The organism is Vibrio sp. 811 (assembly GCF_033339195.1).
Genome location: NZ_JAWOUB010000002.1, coordinates 402,115 through 418,892, shown reverse-complemented (window position 1 = coordinate 418,892; position 16,778 = coordinate 402,115). Strand labels below are relative to the sequence as shown.

General features: G+C 44.5%; 14 protein-coding genes. 8 read left to right on the top strand and 6 right to left on the bottom strand.

The features are described 5' to 3' along the window. Nucleotides 1–542 precede the first annotated feature (542 nt). Nucleotides 543–965 (top strand): GNAT family N-acetyltransferase, encoded by a 423-nt coding sequence (locus tag R7Q46_RS05680; RefSeq protein WP_213871579.1) that lies wholly within the window; start codon nucleotides 543–545, stop codon nucleotides 963–965. A 147-nt stretch (nucleotides 966–1,112) separates the two neighbouring features. Here R7Q46_RS05680 and rplY read toward each other — a convergent pair whose 3' ends face one another. From rplY to R7Q46_RS05655, 5 genes are all read right to left on the bottom strand, one after another. Then, a complete protein-coding gene (rplY, locus tag R7Q46_RS05675; protein WP_005378066.1) occupies nucleotides 1,113–1,391 on the bottom strand; it encodes a 50S ribosomal protein L25 in 279 nt (92 codons plus the stop codon). 284 nt (nucleotides 1,392–1,675) lie between these two features. After that, nucleotides 1,676–3,025, bottom strand: a complete 1,350-nt coding sequence (locus R7Q46_RS05670) for an ATP-binding protein (protein WP_005378071.1) — start codon at nucleotides 3,023–3,025, stop codon at nucleotides 1,676–1,678. Further along, complete coding sequence (locus R7Q46_RS05665; protein WP_005378073.1) at nucleotides 3,015–3,674, bottom strand: response regulator transcription factor; 660 nt, start codon at nucleotides 3,672–3,674, stop codon at nucleotides 3,015–3,017. Before R7Q46_RS05665 ends, R7Q46_RS05670 begins: the two co-directional genes overlap by 11 nt. A gap of 76 nt (nucleotides 3,675–3,750) precedes the next feature. Then, on the bottom strand, nucleotides 3,751–4,116 hold the full coding sequence (locus R7Q46_RS05660) for a PepSY domain-containing protein (RefSeq protein WP_372036143.1): 366 nt from the start codon (nucleotides 4,114–4,116) through the stop codon (nucleotides 3,751–3,753). 155 nt (nucleotides 4,117–4,271) lie between these two features. After that, entirely contained in the window at nucleotides 4,272–6,023 is a 1,752-nt protein-coding gene (locus R7Q46_RS05655) for a DEAD/DEAH box helicase (RefSeq protein WP_065274390.1), read from the bottom strand. A 121-nt stretch (nucleotides 6,024–6,144) separates the two neighbouring features. Between R7Q46_RS05655 and rsuA the strand changes: the two genes are divergently transcribed. The 3 genes from rsuA (at nucleotide 6,145) to R7Q46_RS05640 (ending at nucleotide 9,147) form a co-directional block, all read left to right on the top strand. Then, nucleotides 6,145–6,846, top strand: a complete 702-nt coding sequence (rsuA, locus tag R7Q46_RS05650) for a 16S rRNA pseudouridine(516) synthase RsuA (RefSeq protein WP_005388670.1) — start codon at nucleotides 6,145–6,147, stop codon at nucleotides 6,844–6,846. Between the two features lie 436 nt (nucleotides 6,847–7,282). Next, a complete protein-coding gene (locus R7Q46_RS05645; protein ID WP_017820848.1) occupies nucleotides 7,283–8,485 on the top strand; it encodes a Bcr/CflA family multidrug efflux MFS transporter in 1,203 nt (400 codons plus the stop codon). Next, nucleotides 8,485–9,147, top strand: coding sequence for a DUF2913 family protein (locus tag R7Q46_RS05640; protein WP_005378053.1), 663 nt, complete (start codon nucleotides 8,485–8,487; stop codon nucleotides 9,145–9,147). Before R7Q46_RS05645 ends, R7Q46_RS05640 begins: the two co-directional genes overlap by 1 nt. A gap of 30 nt (nucleotides 9,148–9,177) precedes the next feature. On the opposite strand, the gene R7Q46_RS05635 is transcribed toward R7Q46_RS05640, so the two are convergent. Continuing rightward, complete coding sequence (locus tag R7Q46_RS05635) at nucleotides 9,178–10,629, bottom strand: DUF2867 domain-containing protein (RefSeq protein ID WP_213876563.1); 1,452 nt, start codon at nucleotides 10,627–10,629, stop codon at nucleotides 9,178–9,180. Nucleotides 10,630–10,723: 94 nt separating this feature from the next. On the opposite strand from R7Q46_RS05635, the gene R7Q46_RS05630 reads away from it, so the two are divergent. The 4 genes from R7Q46_RS05630 to R7Q46_RS05615 all read left to right on the top strand — a co-directional run bounded on the left by R7Q46_RS05630 (nucleotide 10,724) and on the right by R7Q46_RS05615 (nucleotide 16,517). Continuing rightward, the gene (locus tag R7Q46_RS05630) at nucleotides 10,724–12,100 is read left to right on the top strand and encodes an MATE family efflux transporter (protein ID WP_262592458.1); all 1,377 of its coding nucleotides are present in this window, start codon (nucleotides 10,724–10,726) and stop codon (nucleotides 12,098–12,100) included. 187 nt (nucleotides 12,101–12,287) lie between these two features. Next, nucleotides 12,288–12,959: an ABC transporter ATP-binding protein gene (locus tag R7Q46_RS05625; RefSeq protein ID WP_005378040.1), complete on the top strand. Its 672-nt coding sequence runs from the start codon at nucleotides 12,288–12,290 to the stop codon at nucleotides 12,957–12,959. Continuing rightward, a complete protein-coding gene (locus R7Q46_RS05620; RefSeq protein WP_005378038.1) occupies nucleotides 12,940–15,393 on the top strand; it encodes an ABC transporter permease in 2,454 nt (817 codons plus the stop codon). Before R7Q46_RS05625 ends, R7Q46_RS05620 begins: the two co-directional genes overlap by 20 nt. After that, the gene (locus R7Q46_RS05615; RefSeq protein ID WP_042521997.1) at nucleotides 15,393–16,517 is read left to right on the top strand and encodes a lipocalin-like domain-containing protein; all 1,125 of its coding nucleotides are present in this window, start codon (nucleotides 15,393–15,395) and stop codon (nucleotides 16,515–16,517) included. The genes R7Q46_RS05620 and R7Q46_RS05615 overlap by 1 nt, the downstream gene beginning before the upstream one ends. The last annotated feature ends 261 nt before the right edge of the window (nucleotides 16,518–16,778 follow it).

The window sequence follows — 16,778 nt, the reverse complement described above, 5'->3', positions numbered from 1 at the left end:
ATAGGTATGACACAAATCGTTATAAATTTTCGCTCTAATGATGAGGGGTGGCGGTTTGTATGCATAATGAACAGCACAGAACTTAAACTCATTTGATCATGGCTTTATTCTGCCTAACTCTATCAAAAATTGTATTTATCACTTTACTATAATTGCGATCGTTTAGAAATCTTATGCTTTAAGCATCGTTTATTTATCCTCATCCGATACCTTATCGTGCTTATTCCGCATTTGACACTCGAATGTTTAAACAAATAGATTCAACCTAATGAGTCAAAATGAAAAGTAAATAATGGATCGTTCTTCTTCGAATATTATGATGTGAACTATCATTTAATTAATGAAAATGAAATGGATTAATGTAAAGCGTTGCGACTGTAGCTGTTATCTTTGAGCTTTGGTTTAAAGGGTAGGGTTAAAAGAATTTGTAAGTGGTGAACGCTAATAAAGGATGCTTATGAGATACACAGTAAGGGACGCACTCAGCAGCCCAAATCGCCAAGATACACGTTGACTCTTGGCAGGTGGCGTATAAAGGATTAATGCCAAAGAGCTACATAGAGCAGTTTACGATTGAGCGTCGAGAAAGGATGTGGGCACGAGTGATGACGGAGCAACTGGCCCAATTGATCGTAGTTGAGAGGCAAAGAGAAATTGTTGGCTTTTTAAGTTACGAGTTACCTAACCACACCAGCGAAGATAAAACGGCATTAGTGACATGTTGCTACGTTACGCCGCTACATTATGGGCAAGGAGCAGGAAGTGCACTGTTAGATGAGTTAGAGACACGTTTGCTCTCTACGTCAGTTATGCAGATCAGTTTGAAAGCACTGGATACTAATCAACAGGGGCTTAACTTTTACAAGAAGTGTGGTTTTGTGCGTACTGGAGAGGAAGAGTCGGAAGTGATTGAGAGTATGACGCTGACCGATCTCACTTTAGTGAAGTATATTGCCCGTTCATAAATCAAATGCTATATGCCAAATATAGTAAAACCCCGGAGGTGGTAAGACTCCGGGGTTTTGAAATTTTGTAGATGTCTCGGTTGGTAAGTCCGATTATCTTTTATGCAAAAGGTTTGGATTTAATCCGATTAATTCCTTGGTAGGGAATTAGATACGGATGAAGTCCATGTGTTCAACTTTTGGCTTGAACGCGTGACGTTGAACGTCTTGTGGCTTAACTTTAACTTCTTTGCCATCGATAACTAGAACGATGCCTTCGTAGAATTCAGGCTTGTCCATTTGGTTTACGATGTCGTCGTGGTTAAGAACGATAGCTACTGCTGCTTCTTCACCGCCGTATACAACTGCAGGGAATTTGCCAGCGTGACGTAGGCGGCGGCTCGCACCTTTACCTAGTTCAGTACGTACTACTGCTTCGAATTTCATAGTATTTACTCTCAAATTAGTAAAAATCAAATGTTCACAATCAACAATGCGACCTTGTTGTTCGTGGTAAAGCTTGAAACAGGAACTGTTCAAGCGAGCGCGGATACTATCATTCCACTTATAAATGGGCAACCCAAATCGTATCCAAATCAACAAAAAGGTATGATTTAGCGGGGTGGAAGGTTATCCCTTTTAACGCTTTGCTTGGATTTTGTTCACATCGACTTCATTTTCATCGGTTTACTGATCATGGTCCGAAAAACAAAGTTTAAGTGTTATATGCTTTATGTTCGGCTGAGATGTAAGACTAAAGATGCTTTTAATCCACCTAAAGCGCTTGTATCCAATGTTAATTGACCTCGGTAACTGTGTGCCATTTCACTGACTATGTTTAGACCAAGACCTGAGCCAGGGGTTGTTTCATCCAATCTAACTCCTCTCTTGATTACTTGACTCAGTTTCTCTTTAGGGATGCCTGGCCCATCATCTTCAATAATGATGTGTATATTTTCCTTATCCTGAGAGGAGTGCACACGAATCATGCTGTTGGCCCACTTATAGCCATTTTCTAGCAAGTTACCTAGCATTTCATCGAGATCGGTCTGCTCTACTGCTACATTCAGCTCTGAATCAAGTTCATTAATTAAGGTAATGCTTCGGCTCGCATACACTTTATCAAACGCCATTGAGATAGCATCCACACGATCTGCTGGGTTCGACTTCACTGATAATATGTTCATCGATCCGGCCATACGGGCACGACCCAAATGGTAATCGATATGGTCTTGTATTTGATTGATTGGAGCTCGGAGACGGGATTGTGCCTCAGGTTCTAACGTCTGAACTTCATTTTTTAGAACAGAAAGTGGCGTTTTAAGTGCATGAGATAGGTTACCTGCATGATTGCGAGCTCTCTCTAGTAATTCTTGGTAATGGAACAGCAGAGCGTTGAGGTCGAAGATTAGAGGAGAAATCTCTTTTGGGTAGGTTTCTTCTAGACTCTTTTTATTACCAGACTTCAGCTCGGCTAATTCTTTTTGTAGCTTTGTAAGCGGACTCAATGACCAAGCAATTTGCAGTAAAATGACGGTAAGCACGCCCGCGAATAATAAACCCAAAATAAGCCAAAGTTGGCCGATTAACGTCTGAAGGGTATTTTTAATGGGCTCTTCGTCAATACCAATAATAATGTGAATAGGGCCATCGTAATCAGGAAGATACAGCGCTTTTTCTAGCGTAATTAGTTTTTCGCCTCTTGCTCCATACGCATCTTTATCCAAACCTTTGTATTCGATTTTTTTGTCCCACAAAGAACGAGAACGTTCGAGGCTTGCCTCTGTAGAGGCACTCCAATACAAACCACTGTAAGGTCGGTTAAATCGAGGGTCTGATAGCTGAGCTGCGAGTGAAAGATGCCCGGTGTTATCGACTTCTAACTGTGCGGCGACTTCATCCATAAAAATGCTGAGCTGTGAGCGAGTGTCATCAACCATATAGTTGTAGACCTGCGTCGGTATCGTCACACCAGCGGCGAGGATCATTGCCGTTAACCAAACGATCGCCGCTAAAACGAGGCGACTTTTGATACTCAGTCGTTTTATTGCGTTCAACGGTAGCCTGTTTCTATTCGGCATTTAATTGGTATCCCAACCCTCGGACAGTTTTGATGATCTTTGGGGCGATTTTTTTGCGAATTCGGCCGATAAAAACTTCGATTGTGTTGGAGTCACGATCAAAGTCTTGTTTGTAAATGTGCTCGACGAGTTCGGTTCGAGAAATCACTTTTTCCGGGTTATGCATAAAGTAAGCGACCACTTTATACTCTAGCGCCGTCAAGCTTACCGCTTGCCCTTGCCACATGACTTTAGAAGTGCGTGTATCCAAGCTCAAGTCGCCAATTTGCATCACAGGAGAGGCATTACCAGAGGCTCTTCGCAGCTGTGCACGAATACGAGCGATAAGCTCAACCATTTCAAATGGTTTAGTTAGGTAATCGTCTGCACCTGCGTTTAAGCCTTCAACTCGCTGCGTTAGGGTGTCGCGAGCGCTTAGAATCACGACAGGAGTATTAATGTTTTCATCTCTGATGCCTTTTAGGACGGTAAGACCATCCAGTTTTGGCAAGCCGAGGTCGAGAACAATGGCGTCCCATTCTTCCGAAGTCGCGCGATACAGAGCGTCTATGCCATCTTGGGACAATTCTGGTACCCAGCCGGTACTTTCTAATGTTTCGATGATTTGCTCGCCTAAACGAGGATCATCTTCAACAACAAGTATTTTCATATTGATGATTCTTATTATGTTTGGATTTTTATCGAAGTAAGTTACGCATCGTGTCTGGATTACGCATTAGACAAGTTTAGTTGTTTTGCGGCTTTAACGCTTTGTTAAAGCTGCGACCTTTGATCTCAAGCATTTCCAGCGTGGCGGCGTCGTACTCAACTTTCAGGACGCTATTGTTGTACAGAATTTTCAATTCATACACCCAAGCATCATCATCTTCTTCAAGCTCGACCTTGATGATGCGGCCGTATAAGTCGTTTTCTACTGCGGCGTAAAGTTCCGAAAATGGTCGTATATATCCTTGTTGAACCGCGCGGTAGACCTCATCTTGATCTTCATCGAATTCGATGCGTGTTCCTGGCTTTTCGACATCTTGCACGATGGCGTGGCCATTTTGTGATGTGTACTCGTTGTCATGCTTGGCAAAACTTGGTGCACACATGAATGTCGCAATAAGGCCGAAAAGTAACGCAGAATGTAGAGAAGTCGTTGCTTTATACATAGTCAAACCTTTTCTGGAGCGTTAGCCGCAGTATATCGGATATAGATGAACAGAGAGTGAATCAGCTAATTAAGTTTTGCCATGTGTTGTGGATGTTATTTCAACTCATCTTCAAAAATCTTATCTCGCAGCTTCCAAAAGCGACCAGATTTTCTAGCAATAACAAACTGAGGCAAACGGAAACGATGTTGATTAGCGACAACGCGTGTCGGTGAAGCCTCTTCAAAAGGACGATGCTTGTCTGCTAAGTGGGGGCGTACGAACTGATCTTTAAACGTTTGTTTTTGTTTTTTGGTACTCAATGACCAAAACTCATGAACTAACGCATTGCCTTCGCCTTGGTATGGTTCACCAGAATACGTCACCTTTAGCTGAGATTTACCATCACTGGACTTAAATACAGATAGGTCCATTTCTGTGCATTCAAAGATTAATGCATCTTTGAGATTAAGGGCTTCTTTTAGCTTTTTATCTGGGTCTACGAGCGTCGCATCACACTCATGACAAATTCGTGCAGCGATATCGTTGTCCGCACCACATTCACCGCAGTATTTGGCACGAAAACGGTAGCCACAGTGTTCACGTTCGCCTGTGTCTTCATCTTCAAAGTAACCTTGGCAACGTCTGCCAAAATGTTCAACCAAGAAACCGTTACTATCCAACTTACCCCAGAAGTTGTTATTGAATCCGCAAGCCGGGCAAGGAATCGTGATAATTTCACTGTCAGAGTCTGGTTTGGGATCACCGACTTCAGGTTGGTATAAATCGTAGCTGTTGCCTGCGTAATCAAGCACTAAACATTCTGATTTTCCGTCTGATAAGCGTAATCCTCGTCCTACTATCTGTTGGTACAGACTGACTGACTCTGTTGGTCGCAAAATCGCGATTAAATCGACATGCGGCGCATCAAACCCGGTTGTCAGTACCGAAACATTGACTAAGTATTTTATTTGACGATTCTTGAACGCTTGGATGATCGCATCGCGCTCCGGCGTAGGTGTATCACCAATGACGATTTCAGTTTCGCCTTCTGGCAATAAACCGTGTATCTCCTGTGCGTGTCGAACAGTTGCAGCGAAGATCATGACACCTTGACGCTCTTTCGCATATTGCATGATTTGCTCAACAATTTGTGGAGTCGCACGTTTGGCTTTATCGATCACCATGTCCATTTCTGCTTCTTTGTAGCGTCCGGTGTTAGCGGGCTTCAGCTGAGAGAAGTCGTAAGACAAAACGGGCGCATCCATCATGCGGGCTGGAGTGAGGAAGTTTTCGTCGAGCAAGTAACGGATCGGCAGTTCGAAAATACAATCGCGGAAGAATCGAGGCTCTTCGGTTCGCACTTGACCTCGGGTGTGATACTGATAAATCCAGCCCATTCCTAAACGATAGGGCGTTGCAGTTAGTCCCAGCACCTTAATGCCAGGGTTCAGTTCTCGTAAGTGAGTAATAACTTTTTGGTAGCTGCTGTTTTTGTCATCTGGCACACGATGGCACTCATCAATAACGAGCAGAGAAAACTGGTTTTTGAACGAATCTAAGTTACGTACGACCGATTGAACCGAAGCAAACACGACTTGCTGGTCAGTTTCTTTTCGTCCCAATCCTGCTGAGAAGATGGAACCTTTTAAACCATAACCTTCATACTTTGCGTGGTTTTGCTCGACCAGTTCTTTTACGTGGGCGAGGACTAACACTCGTCCTTTCGCAAGGCGAGCAAGTTCTGCGATCACCAAGCTTTTTCCTGCACCGGTTGGCAGCACGATCACTGCTGGTGTCGAGTGTTTACGAAAGTAATGAATAACGGCTTTAACCGAGTCGGCTTGATAAGGACGAAGTGTGTACATGAAAATATGTGAAATTGCTCAACTATTCGAACGAGGAACGCTATAATACCTGACTTTTATACCCAAGTGACCTTTAAACCAAGATTTAGAGATCACTTGGGTATAATTCAATGAGGTATTCATGCGTTTAGATAAATATTTGTGTGACGCTCTGGGTGCAACACGCAAACAGGCAACAAAGATCATCAAAAGTGGAGACATCACCGTTGACGGTGAGGTTCAAAAAAGTGGTGCATTTAAAGTACCTAAAGGTGCGGAAGTGATGTGGGAAGACCGTGTTATTGGTGCTCCTGGTCCTCGTTACATTATGTTGTATAAGCCTGCTGACTTTGTTTGTTCACATGAAGATGGCTACAACCAAACTGCATTCGCATTGCTTGATGAGCCTAAAATTGAAAACCTTCACTTTGCGGGCCGATTAGATGTCGACACAACTGGTTTAGTGTTGATTACGGATGATGGTAAGTGGTCTCACCGTATTACCTCACCTAAGCATAAGTGTGAGAAAACGTACCGTGTTTGGCTCGTCGATGCTATTCAGCCAGATTACGCGGAAAAGCTCGAACAAGGCATCATTTTGCGCAATGAATCAGAAGCAACATTGCCCGCTCGTTTGGAAATCGTGAACGAGGCCGAGAATGAAGTATTGTTAACTATCGTGGAAGGTAAGTATCACCAAGTGAAACGTATGTTCGCGGCGTTAGGAAATAAAGTTGAGTACTTACATCGTGAGCGTATTGGTTCTATCGAACTTGATGAGGCACTAGAACCAGGTGATTATCGCTACCTCACGCAAGAAGAAATTGATTCTATTTGGAATTAATTATCGGCATGGGAAATTCTTTAGTTCCTAATAGGAACTAGTCTTTTGGTAGGAATTGGCTCAAAATAAATTTTCCTACCAAAATTAGTGCCTAGACAATTCCGGTGTGCTTACTCATCTCAGTGATATGCCTTTGCATTTAGCTGATGCATGCATACTCTTATTGCAAAGCCTTCGGCTACGGTGAATGGAATGATGGTGTCAACGCCATCATTTTTACTGCATTGTGTTTGTTTCCCATAAACACATTTCGCTTTCACATGCTTTTCTATGTCGAGTTCGTCAAGGTCACACCTTGGTACATATTTGCCCTTATGATTCTCGAACGTTGGATAGAACAGGTTTTTGGCTTCTACATTCAGCGATATGAGAACTTCCGTTATTTTCACTTTGTTCTGCAAGTATTGACGGTAGGGCTCCAACAAGAGGTAAAAGAATGACAGAAAAAGCTCAAAGTGCTCCGCAATCCCAAATCAGTTTTCTATTGTTTCTGGTACTAGGAGCGATTGGTGCTTTGACGCCTTTGGCGATCGATATGTATTTGCCTGCGATGCCGACAATTGCGAAAGATTTGGGGGTCGCGCCTGGCGCGGTTCAGATTACGTTGACGGCTTATACCGCGGGTTTTGCGATCGGCCAGTTAATTCACGGGCCGCTTGCCGATAGCTTTGGTCGCAGACCTGTGTTGATTTTAGGCGTACTTTTCTTCGGCTTGGCTGCTGTTGTGAGTGCGACAACAAATGGCATTGATGCGCTGACCTATGTACGTACGGCACAAGGTTTTGCTGGCGCGGCAGCGGCGGTCATTATCCAAGCTGTCGTGCGTGACATGTTTGACCGTGAAGACTTTGCACGCGCAATGTCCTTCGTTACTCTGGTCATTACTATTGCGCCGTTGGTGGCACCGATGATCGGTGGTCATCTCGCGATTTGGTTTGGTTGGCGTTCCATTTTTTGGGTATTAGCTATTTTCGCTGTAGTTGTGATTTTTCTCGTACTTTGGAAAATCCCTGAAACGTTACAGCCTGAAAATCGTCAGCCTCTTCGTTTCCGCACGACGCTGAGAAACTACGCCAGATTATGCTCCAATCCTGAAGCGATCGGTTTGATGCTCTCAGGTGCGTTTTCATTTTCCGGAATGTTTGCATTTTTGACGGCGGGTTCGTTTGTTTATATTGATTTATATGGTGTTCGACCAGACCACTTTGGTTACCTATTTGGTTTGAACATTGTGGCGATGATCATCATGACCAGTATTAATGGTCGCTTGGTGAAGAAAGTTGGTTCCCATGCCATGCTTCGTTTTGGGTTGTTCGTGCAACTTTTGGCGGGGATTGGTTTATTCGTAAGTTGGTTAATGGACTTCGGATTATGGGGCATTGTGCCTTTTGTTGTGCTGTTTATCGGTACATTGTCGACGATAGGTAGTAACGCGATGGCGCTGCTTTTAAGTGGTTACCCATCAATGGCGGGTACGGCGTCGTCTCTAGCGGGGACATTAAGATTCGGTATCGGTTCATTGGTTGGTGCGCTGGTGGCATCACTGCCCGGGAATGTTGCTTGGCCGATGATCATCGTGATGTTTGCTTGTTCTGTGCTTTCAGCACTGTTTTATTGGACTTTAGGAAGAAAGGCGTAATGTCGAATTACACCAAAGAAATTCAAAACTTGGTTAACTCAGCACTTGAAGAGTTAGATCAAGAGCATCGCTCAGGTAAGTTAGCCAATGCCCCTGTTGCGAATAACCATTATTTAGTGCGTTGGGTAACAAAGGCGCTAAAATCACAACGCTTCGGACGTACAGTGGGCGATGACTTAACGCGTTGGCAAAAAGCAGGTCGCTCAAAGGGGAACGATGCTGGTTTGTTGTTTATCTTCAAGCGTATTTCTGCTTTTTATGCGCAATTCTTCCCTGAAGGTGAAGACTCCAAAGTGTTCAAAGATTCAGATATTGAGTCTTTTCTTGATTTGATGGAGCAAGCAGGCTGGGAAGTCTCAACATCTGAGCAACTGATTGGGTGCGGCAAAGTACAAATCTTCACTGAAGGTCAAAACTCTTTAGCGTTATGTGCAGACCAATGCGAAAGCTGTTTTGATGGCGAGTTGCTCGTAAAGCCAATGAGTTGGTTTGTACGCGGCAATCATGCTGAGTTTGTTGAGAAAGCAGCGCAAGCGGGCTTTATGGTTCATAAGGTAACAGACTACAAATCGATGGTGAAATACCATGGCGAGTACCTTATTTTTCCAGCAAACGAAGGCAACCAGTTAGCCGAAATTCCACTCTCGTTCAAAGCTGACTAAAGTGACATTGTGAGTGTTTAGAAGCCCCTGTTATTGGGGCTTTTTGTTTTCTAAACGGTTTGCTTCTTTCGCGATGGCTTTGACCATGCCTTTAAATATGAAAAGATGGGCTGGCATCATTGCAAACCAATAAAGCAGCCCAAGAAACCCTTGCGGGTGCCACCAGGCGGTAATATCCAGCTCTCGTTCGTCACCGAGATCTTTGATGGTAATTTCTAAACGCCCAAGGCCTGGGCCTTTCATACCAAAAAACAGTGAAAGAAACTGATTATTATCGCAGCGAATCACTTTCCAAGAGTCAATAAAATCACCGACTTTAAGCTCTGGTCCAGGAGGAGAAACGCGAATCGGTTTTCCGCCACCAAAAAAGATATCGAGCCATTCACGTGTACGCCACAAGATGTTGGCAAAGTAATAGCCTTTTTCGCGACTCCCGATCTTTTGCGCCACTTTCCATAATGCCGCAGCGGAGGCATGAGTTTTAATGCTCGCTCCAGCTTGTTTTGGGTAATAGCCATATCCTGGTTGCCATCGACGAAGCGCTGCGGGTTCAAACCCCCAGACATTACTGCGTACAAATGTGCCTTCATCTTGAATGGTATCAGTTACCGCTTGCTCGTAGCTGATCAGCGTTTGAGGAAATCGTTCTTCAATCGCTTTGGAGTTTGCAATGTAGTCGTGTTCTAAGCCCGCAAGTAATGCTTTACCGATACTAGTTGGCACTGAGGTAACTAAACCTAGCCAGTACGATGCCATTTTCGGAGTAAGTAGCGGGGTCGACCACAGTCGATACGGCTTGTTGGTGATTAGGCAAATGACTTTGAACTGTTCGCGGTAGCTAAGTGTATCTGGCCCACCAACTTCATAAATTTGACTTTCTTCTGGAGAGGGGGCTTCTGCTAACTTCAACAAATAGTGGTTGAGATTGGGCAAGGCAATAGGGTTCGCTTTTGAGTCGACCCATTTAGGCGCGATCAAAATAGGTAAGTTGTAGACAAAGTCACGCATGATTTCGAAAGCAGCAGAGCCGGGGCCGATGATAACGCCTGCACGCAATTCAGTTACTGGAATACCAGACTGTCGAATTATTTTTCCCGTGGCTTTACGAGCGGCTAAATGGCGAGAGTTTCCGGTTTGAGGTTGAATGGCACTCAAATAGATAACATGCTCGACGGAGCTTTGTTCCAACGCATATTTGAAGTTCAAAGCAAGGTTTAGTTCGTACTCAACAAAGTCATCACCTTGAGCCATCCCGTGCACGAGAAAAAAGACTAAATCAAAATCGTTCACTACAGCCTTCGTGGTCTCTGCGTCAGCCAAGTCGAGATACCTTAACGTTAAATTAGGGTGAGGCTGAGTTCTTGACTCTAAATAATCAATATGTCGCGCCGCTGCTGTGACGGCGTAACCTTTATCTAAAAGTAACGGAAGAAGTTGAGAGCCAATGTAACCCGAGGCGCCTAGCACCAACACCTTTTTCATTATCTGTCCTTTTATCGTTGGTGGAATAAACACCACAGAGTATAATCATGAGACACTTTCCCCATTCTATCAATAAGTTGTCGTTGGAGCGCTTGTGACTTTTCTTTCTCAACTCTCAATACACGCAGATAAAGCATTCTTACGTCGTTTATTTGCAATCGCGTTACCAATTACACTGCAAAGCATGATGTTTTCAAGCCGAAGCCTCGTCGATGTTCTTATGCTTGGTCAACTTGGCGAAGCAGAAATTGCCGCAGTTGGAGTTGCTGCGCGCGCGACTTTCGTCACCACCATCATGTTAGTTGGGGTGACAACGGGCGGTGCGTTGTTAACTGCTCAATATTGGGGGGCTGGCGATAAAGTTGGGGTGCGTCGCAGTACCGCTTTAACATGGATGATCGCAATGATGTTTGCTGCGATTGCTGTTGCTTTGTTTGTTGTTTTTCCACAACTCATCATGAGCTTGACTACCGATTCACAAGAAGTGATTGAATTAGGGGCCAGCTATCTCATTATTTCGTCGGTTAGCATGTTTGCTGTTGCATGTGTGGCCAGTATGTCGGTGGGCCTAAGGGCGATGCACCAACCAGGCCTAAGCACTTTTTTTAGTGGTATAGGCATTTTATCTAATGTGTTTCTTAACTGGGTTTTAATTTTTGGTCAATTAGGCTTTCCTGCTCTGGGTATTACGGGAGCAGCGATCGCAACGGTAATCAGTGGCGCGATCGAAGTAGGTTGCTTGTTTGGTTATCTATGGTTGAAAAAACACATAATCGCATTTGGTTGGGATGATATACGCGCAGGATTGGTCTTAGATAAAATTACGCGTTTCTTGAGCCTCTCTTTGCCAACCACATTTAACTTCTTGGCGTGGGCTGGTGGGCTGTTTGCTTATCATGCCATCATGGGGCAAGCAGGTGTACAAGGTTTGGCGGCACTTTCCGTAATGACACCTGTAGAGTCGATCGCATTGGCGATGATGATTGGTTTATCGAATGCGGCTGCAGTTCTAGTCGGGAACCAGCTCGGCGCTCGTAATTTTGAACCCGTTTATTATCAAGCATGGGCTACGGTCATTTTGAATGTGCTTATCGCATTTGTGGTCGCCGTCTTGTTGATAGTGTCAAATCAATGGATCCTTAATGCGTTTAGTGCGCTGACGACAGACACTCGCGAGTTAGCTGAACAGTTTATGGTGATTCTAGCGTTGGGTGTCGTGCTACGCTCGGTGCCGATGATGGCGATTGTTGGTGTATTACGTGCGGGCGGTGATGTTAAGTTTTGTTTGTATCAAGACATCTTGGCGCAGTGGGTGATCGGGATTCCACTCGCAGCATTTGCAGCGATTTATCTCAATTGGGATCCACAATGGGTTTACTTACTCTTTTTGACGGAAGAAGTTGTGAAGTGGGCGATTTGCTTGCCAAGAATGGTTAGCCGAAAATGGATGAGAAACCTGATTGGCCAGTAAAGAGGAACAGAGTTTATTTTGGCTGCAAAAATCTGCTCAAAACGTCAACAAAATTAGCAACAGAAAGTGAATCGAGTTGCATTTGTACTTCCATAGTGTGATCAAGCATTCAAAATACTTTCTACTAACAGGATTTTAGTGTAGATTCTGATCCCAATTTTTAAACACCATCCGAGCGGCATAATCAATGTTAAAACTGTCAGACCTATGTAAAGGCTATGTAGACGGGGGAGAGTTTCACCCTGTATTACAAGGGGCAGAATTAACATTGCAGCAAGGTGACCAAGTCGCTCTGATGGGAGAAAGTGGTTCGGGTAAAAGTACTCTGCTGAATTTAATCGCCGGATTAGATACTGCTGACTCTGGTGAAGTGCAGTTTCCAAATTTTGCTATGCATGAAGCACCGGAGCATTTAAGAACCCTTTATCGCCGCAACAATATTGGGAATATCTTCCAACAATTCAACCTGCTTCCTACACTTAATATTGCCGACAATATTCGTTTTTGTCGTCAGTTAAAAGGTCTGCCGGAAGATAAAGAGTTGTGGCGTCAAATTCTTTCTGCTTTGGACTTAATGCCATTGCTAGGACGTTATCCGGAAGAGGCGTCTGGTGGTCAGCAACAACGTGCGGCGATTGCTCGTGCACTCTATATGGAACCCAAAATCCTGCTTGCTGATGAGCCAACTGGTAGCCTAGATGAGCGAAACGCAGAAGCAGTAATGCGCTTACTAACGAGTCTCGCTCGCCAACTGGAGTGTACTTTGCTGTTAGTGACGCACAGTGAAAAAGTGGCCGCCCATATGGAAGGAAAGATTCGACTTCAAGGAGGGCAGCTACATGTTATGGCCCGTAGTTAAGGCACTACTCGGTCATTACCGTCGTTACCCTCTACAAATTATTCTTGTCTGGCTGGGATTAACTTTAGGCGTGTCCCTCCTTGTTGGTGTTACTTCTATCAACCAGCATGCAAAACAAAGTTATGCTACTGGGGAAAAGCTTTTCTCCAATCCTTTGCCATACCGAATCCGAACGAAGCACTCTGCCAATAAAATTCCTCAAGGTTTCTATATTCAGTTACGTCGAGCTGGGTTCAACCAATGTGCACCGTTTGACGTGCTTCATCTAGATGCCAAGACCGATATGAGCCTGATGTTGGTGGGGATAGATCCTGTCGCGATGATCCCACTACAACAAGGAAAATCGCTAGGTGAGATGCCTGTTTTATCACTAATGAAGCCTCCTTATCCTATTCTTGTTAGTCAAGATTTGGCCGCTTACATGAGTTGGCAGGATGGGGATTTCATTGAGATGAATGATGGAAGCCGTCTTGGGCCTATTCAAGTAGATAAGGACAAGATGCTTTCAGGTACTCGGCTGGTTACTGATATATCGTTGTTGCGTATGCTCAAGCGGAGCTCAGGTTTGTCTGCGATTTCTTGTGGCGAAATGCCAGAGGAAAAGCTAATAGCACTGAAAAACATGCTGCCAAACGGAATGACGCTTGTTAGGAATACGCGTACTGAGCTTGAGTCGCTAACTAACGCATTCCATATGAATCTCACCGCGATGGGAATGCTGTCGTTTTTGGTCGGGTTGTTTATTTTTTATCAAGCGATGTCTCTGTCTTTCATCCAGCGACAACGTTTGGTAGGTATTTTGAGACAGACTGGTGTTAACGGAACACAGTTAGCGCAAGCTTTATTACTAGAGTTGTCTTTGCTCGTCTTTATTGCGTGGGCGTGTGGTAACTTTTTTGGCTTGATCTTAGCAAATGAACTTATCCCAGCAGTGTCTTCGAGCCTGAGTGATTTGTATGATGCCAACGTAGGCTTAACCATAGGATGGTCATGGCAATCTAGCTTATACAGTCTAATCATGGCAGCGATGGGTGCGTTGATATCGTGTCTGTGGCCATTAATCCGTTTGTTGAAGTCACAACCAATCCGCCTTTCTTCTCGACTGTCGCTAATGCGATTTGCTGGAAGAGAGTTCTCTTGGCAGGCGCTTGCGGCATGTGCGTTTTGTGTCGCTGCAATAGCGGTATATCAGGCGCCGAAAACACAAGAAACCGGCTTTGCTATTATTGCGCTGATGTTGGTTAGTGTGGCGTTGTTTATGCCATTTATTATGTGGCATATGTTCCAAAGTTTTTCTTATACCATGCGATGGGTTCGTGTCCGTTGGTTTTTTGCTGATGCAGCAGCGAGCATGAGCTATCGCGGTGTGGCTACGATGGCGTTTATGTTAGCGCTGGCGGCAAACATTGGTGTAGAAACGATGGTCGGAAGCTTTCGAGATACAACCGATAAGTGGCTAAATCAGCGATTAGCGGCTGATGTGTACATCTATCCGACCAACAATTCAGCCGCTAGGATGAGCGCATGGCTCCAGAATCAGCCAGAGGTGAACTCGGTTTGGTGGCGCTGGGAAAAAGATATGCCGACCGAGCATGGTGCTCTGCAAGTTGTGAGTACGGGCTCTTCTGAAGGTGAGTTAGACTCACTTACCGTCAAGTTAGGTGTCCCAAATTACTGGTATCAACTGCACGCTACCAAGAGCTTAATGGTCAGTGAGTCGATGGCCTTGAAGCTGGATATCCGCCCTGGCGATTTCATTAACTTGCAAGAACCGCTTGGTGGTGACTGGCAAGTCGTAGGCGTTTACTACGATTATGGAAACCCATATAACCAGGTGATGATGTCGCACCGGAATTGGCTGTATGCATTTGCAGGTACGGGTAATGTTGGTCTTGGCGTAGTATTAAAAGATAACGTCAATGGAGAAGGGCTGAAAAATCGCTTAGAGAATGTATTCCGTCTCCCGCAAGATCGTGTGTTTGATAACGGTAATATTTATAGCCAAGCAATGAGAGTGTTTGATCATACCTTTGCGATAGCAGGAACCTTGGGCAATATCACGCTGATTATTGCAGTGTTTGGTTTATTCTTTGCGACGTTGGCAGGAGAACTTTCACGGCAGCGGCATTTTTCCTTATTAAGGTGCATGGGTGTGTCCGGAAAAGAACTTGTCGTATTAGGTGGTTTGCAGCTATTCGTCTTCGGAGCCATTTCTGCGATTATTGCAGTGCCGCTCGGCTTGGCGCTCGCACATTTGATCGTTGATATTATCATTAAGCAATCATTTGGCTGGTCTCTAGAGCTTCAAACGATTCCATGGGAGTATGCTCAAACCATTGCTTGGGCGATGCTTGCCATCATGGTTGCTGGCGCTTTGCCAGTTATTAGAATGATCAAAAGTACACCGATGAAGTCATTAAGGGACGCGTTGTAATGAAAAAAATGGGCTCTAAAAAACGCTTGTTGGTTTCAACGCTCATTGTTGTTACGTTCGCTTTTCTGACTGGGGCTGCTTTTTACTCAACTTTTTGGTTAGAGGCGACAGCAACACGAGAAAGCGAACTTGATTCTATCTTAACGCGTGAAAATCAAACGATTTTCGAGCCTGTACTACCTAATGAGCATGTCTCTTTACCCTCAGACTTTCGCTTTCATCCCGAGTATCAGCATGAATGGTGGCACTACTTTGCGAAGCTAAAAGATGAGCAAGGCAAGATCTACAATGTTCAATGGAGCTATTTCAGGGTTGCGACGGACGAGCGAGAAACCAGCGGTTGGCAGAACCCTCAATTGTACATTTCACATGTTGTCGTCAGTCATGGCTCGCATGTATGGAAAGAGCAACGGGTAGCTAGAGGTGGGATAGGCCAAGCTGGTATGATCAATCGTCCTTTCAGGTTATGGATTGATAATTGGACTTGGCGATCACTCGGTGCGACGCCTTTCCCGGGCAACTTGAATGTGAATACTGATACGTTTGGACTTGAGCTCAATACCATGACAAGCGGCCCCTTTGTGGTGAATGGAGACAAAGGCTTCCAAGTTAAACATGCGTTGCAATCTGTTGCTTCTTTTAGCTTCAGTGCTCCATTTTTAAAAGTAAAAGGCAGCTTAAGCTTAAATGGTAAGCGATTCTCAGTGACGGGTTCTGCATGGGCGCAAAAAGAATGGGGCAGCGGCTTAATTGGTGAGGGGCAACAAGGCTGGGATTGGTTTGTTTTCAATTTAGATGATGGTCGAGCATTAACTGTTAGCCGTTATCGTCACCATGGGCAAACACCGCACGTATTTGGCACGTTGTCGACACGCTCAGGTAAAGTCATCAACCTCTCAGACGATGATATCAGTATTAAACCAATGCAAGTGACCAGTTTATCCAATGGAAGAAGGTTACCTTTGCAGTGGATTATCAATATTCCGAAGCATCAAATTAATTTGACTACCCGCATTATCAAGTCAGATATGTGGCTACCCTTTGTAATACCTTACTGGGAAGGGCCTACTTTAGCTTCCGGCTCCAATGAGGCTTGGGGCTTTATGCAGCTGACAGGCTATTGAGTTGTGAAGAAAACCACCCCCTACGGGTGGTTTTTTAGTGCGCGAAGCTTCCTAGCTTTTTCTCAAAAGTACGGGGTTATCATGATGGTACAAGCCGTGTTATGCTGATTTTCTCATCATCTTGATAAATATTTGGTGCGACAAAAACAAATACGATCTCCGATCAAAATTGAGTGTCATGTTGGAAAATACGATGTATAGTAAACTTAACATCGAAAAAACCGAAGTTTATACTCTGAAGAAGCGATTATTCTAAAGTTT

Excerpts from the sequence above, each read along its gene's own strand:
- R7Q46_RS05655 (WP_065274390.1), bottom strand. The coding sequence starts at position 6,023 with ATGTACACACTTCGTCCTTATCAAGCCGACTCGGTTAAAGCCGTTATT.
- R7Q46_RS05660 (WP_372036143.1), bottom strand. The coding sequence starts at position 4,116 with ATGTGTGCACCAAGTTTTGCCAAGCATGACAACGAGTACACATCACAA.
- R7Q46_RS05680 (WP_213871579.1), top strand. The coding sequence starts at position 543 with ATGCCAAAGAGCTACATAGAGCAGTTTACGATTGAGCGTCGAGAAAGG.
- R7Q46_RS05635 (WP_213876563.1), bottom strand. The coding sequence starts at position 10,629 with ATGAAAAAGGTGTTGGTGCTAGGCGCCTCGGGTTACATTGGCTCTCAA.
- R7Q46_RS05645 (WP_017820848.1), top strand. The coding sequence starts at position 7,283 with ATGACAGAAAAAGCTCAAAGTGCTCCGCAATCCCAAATCAGTTTTCTA.
- R7Q46_RS05665 (WP_005378073.1), bottom strand. The coding sequence starts at position 3,674 with ATGAAAATACTTGTTGTTGAAGATGATCCTCGTTTAGGCGAGCAAATC.
- R7Q46_RS05615 (WP_042521997.1), top strand. The coding sequence starts at position 15,393 with ATGAAAAAAATGGGCTCTAAAAAACGCTTGTTGGTTTCAACGCTCATT.
- rsuA (WP_005388670.1), top strand. The coding sequence starts at position 6,145 with ATGCGTTTAGATAAATATTTGTGTGACGCTCTGGGTGCAACACGCAAA.
- rplY (WP_005378066.1), bottom strand. The coding sequence starts at position 1,391 with ATGAAATTCGAAGCAGTAGTACGTACTGAACTAGGTAAAGGTGCGAGC.
- R7Q46_RS05620 (WP_005378038.1), top strand. The coding sequence starts at position 12,940 with ATGTTATGGCCCGTAGTTAAGGCACTACTCGGTCATTACCGTCGTTAC.
- R7Q46_RS05640 (WP_005378053.1), top strand. The coding sequence starts at position 8,485 with ATGTCGAATTACACCAAAGAAATTCAAAACTTGGTTAACTCAGCACTT.
- R7Q46_RS05670 (WP_005378071.1), bottom strand. The coding sequence starts at position 3,025 with ATGCCGAATAGAAACAGGCTACCGTTGAACGCAATAAAACGACTGAGT.
- R7Q46_RS05625 (WP_005378040.1), top strand. The coding sequence starts at position 12,288 with ATGTTAAAACTGTCAGACCTATGTAAAGGCTATGTAGACGGGGGAGAG.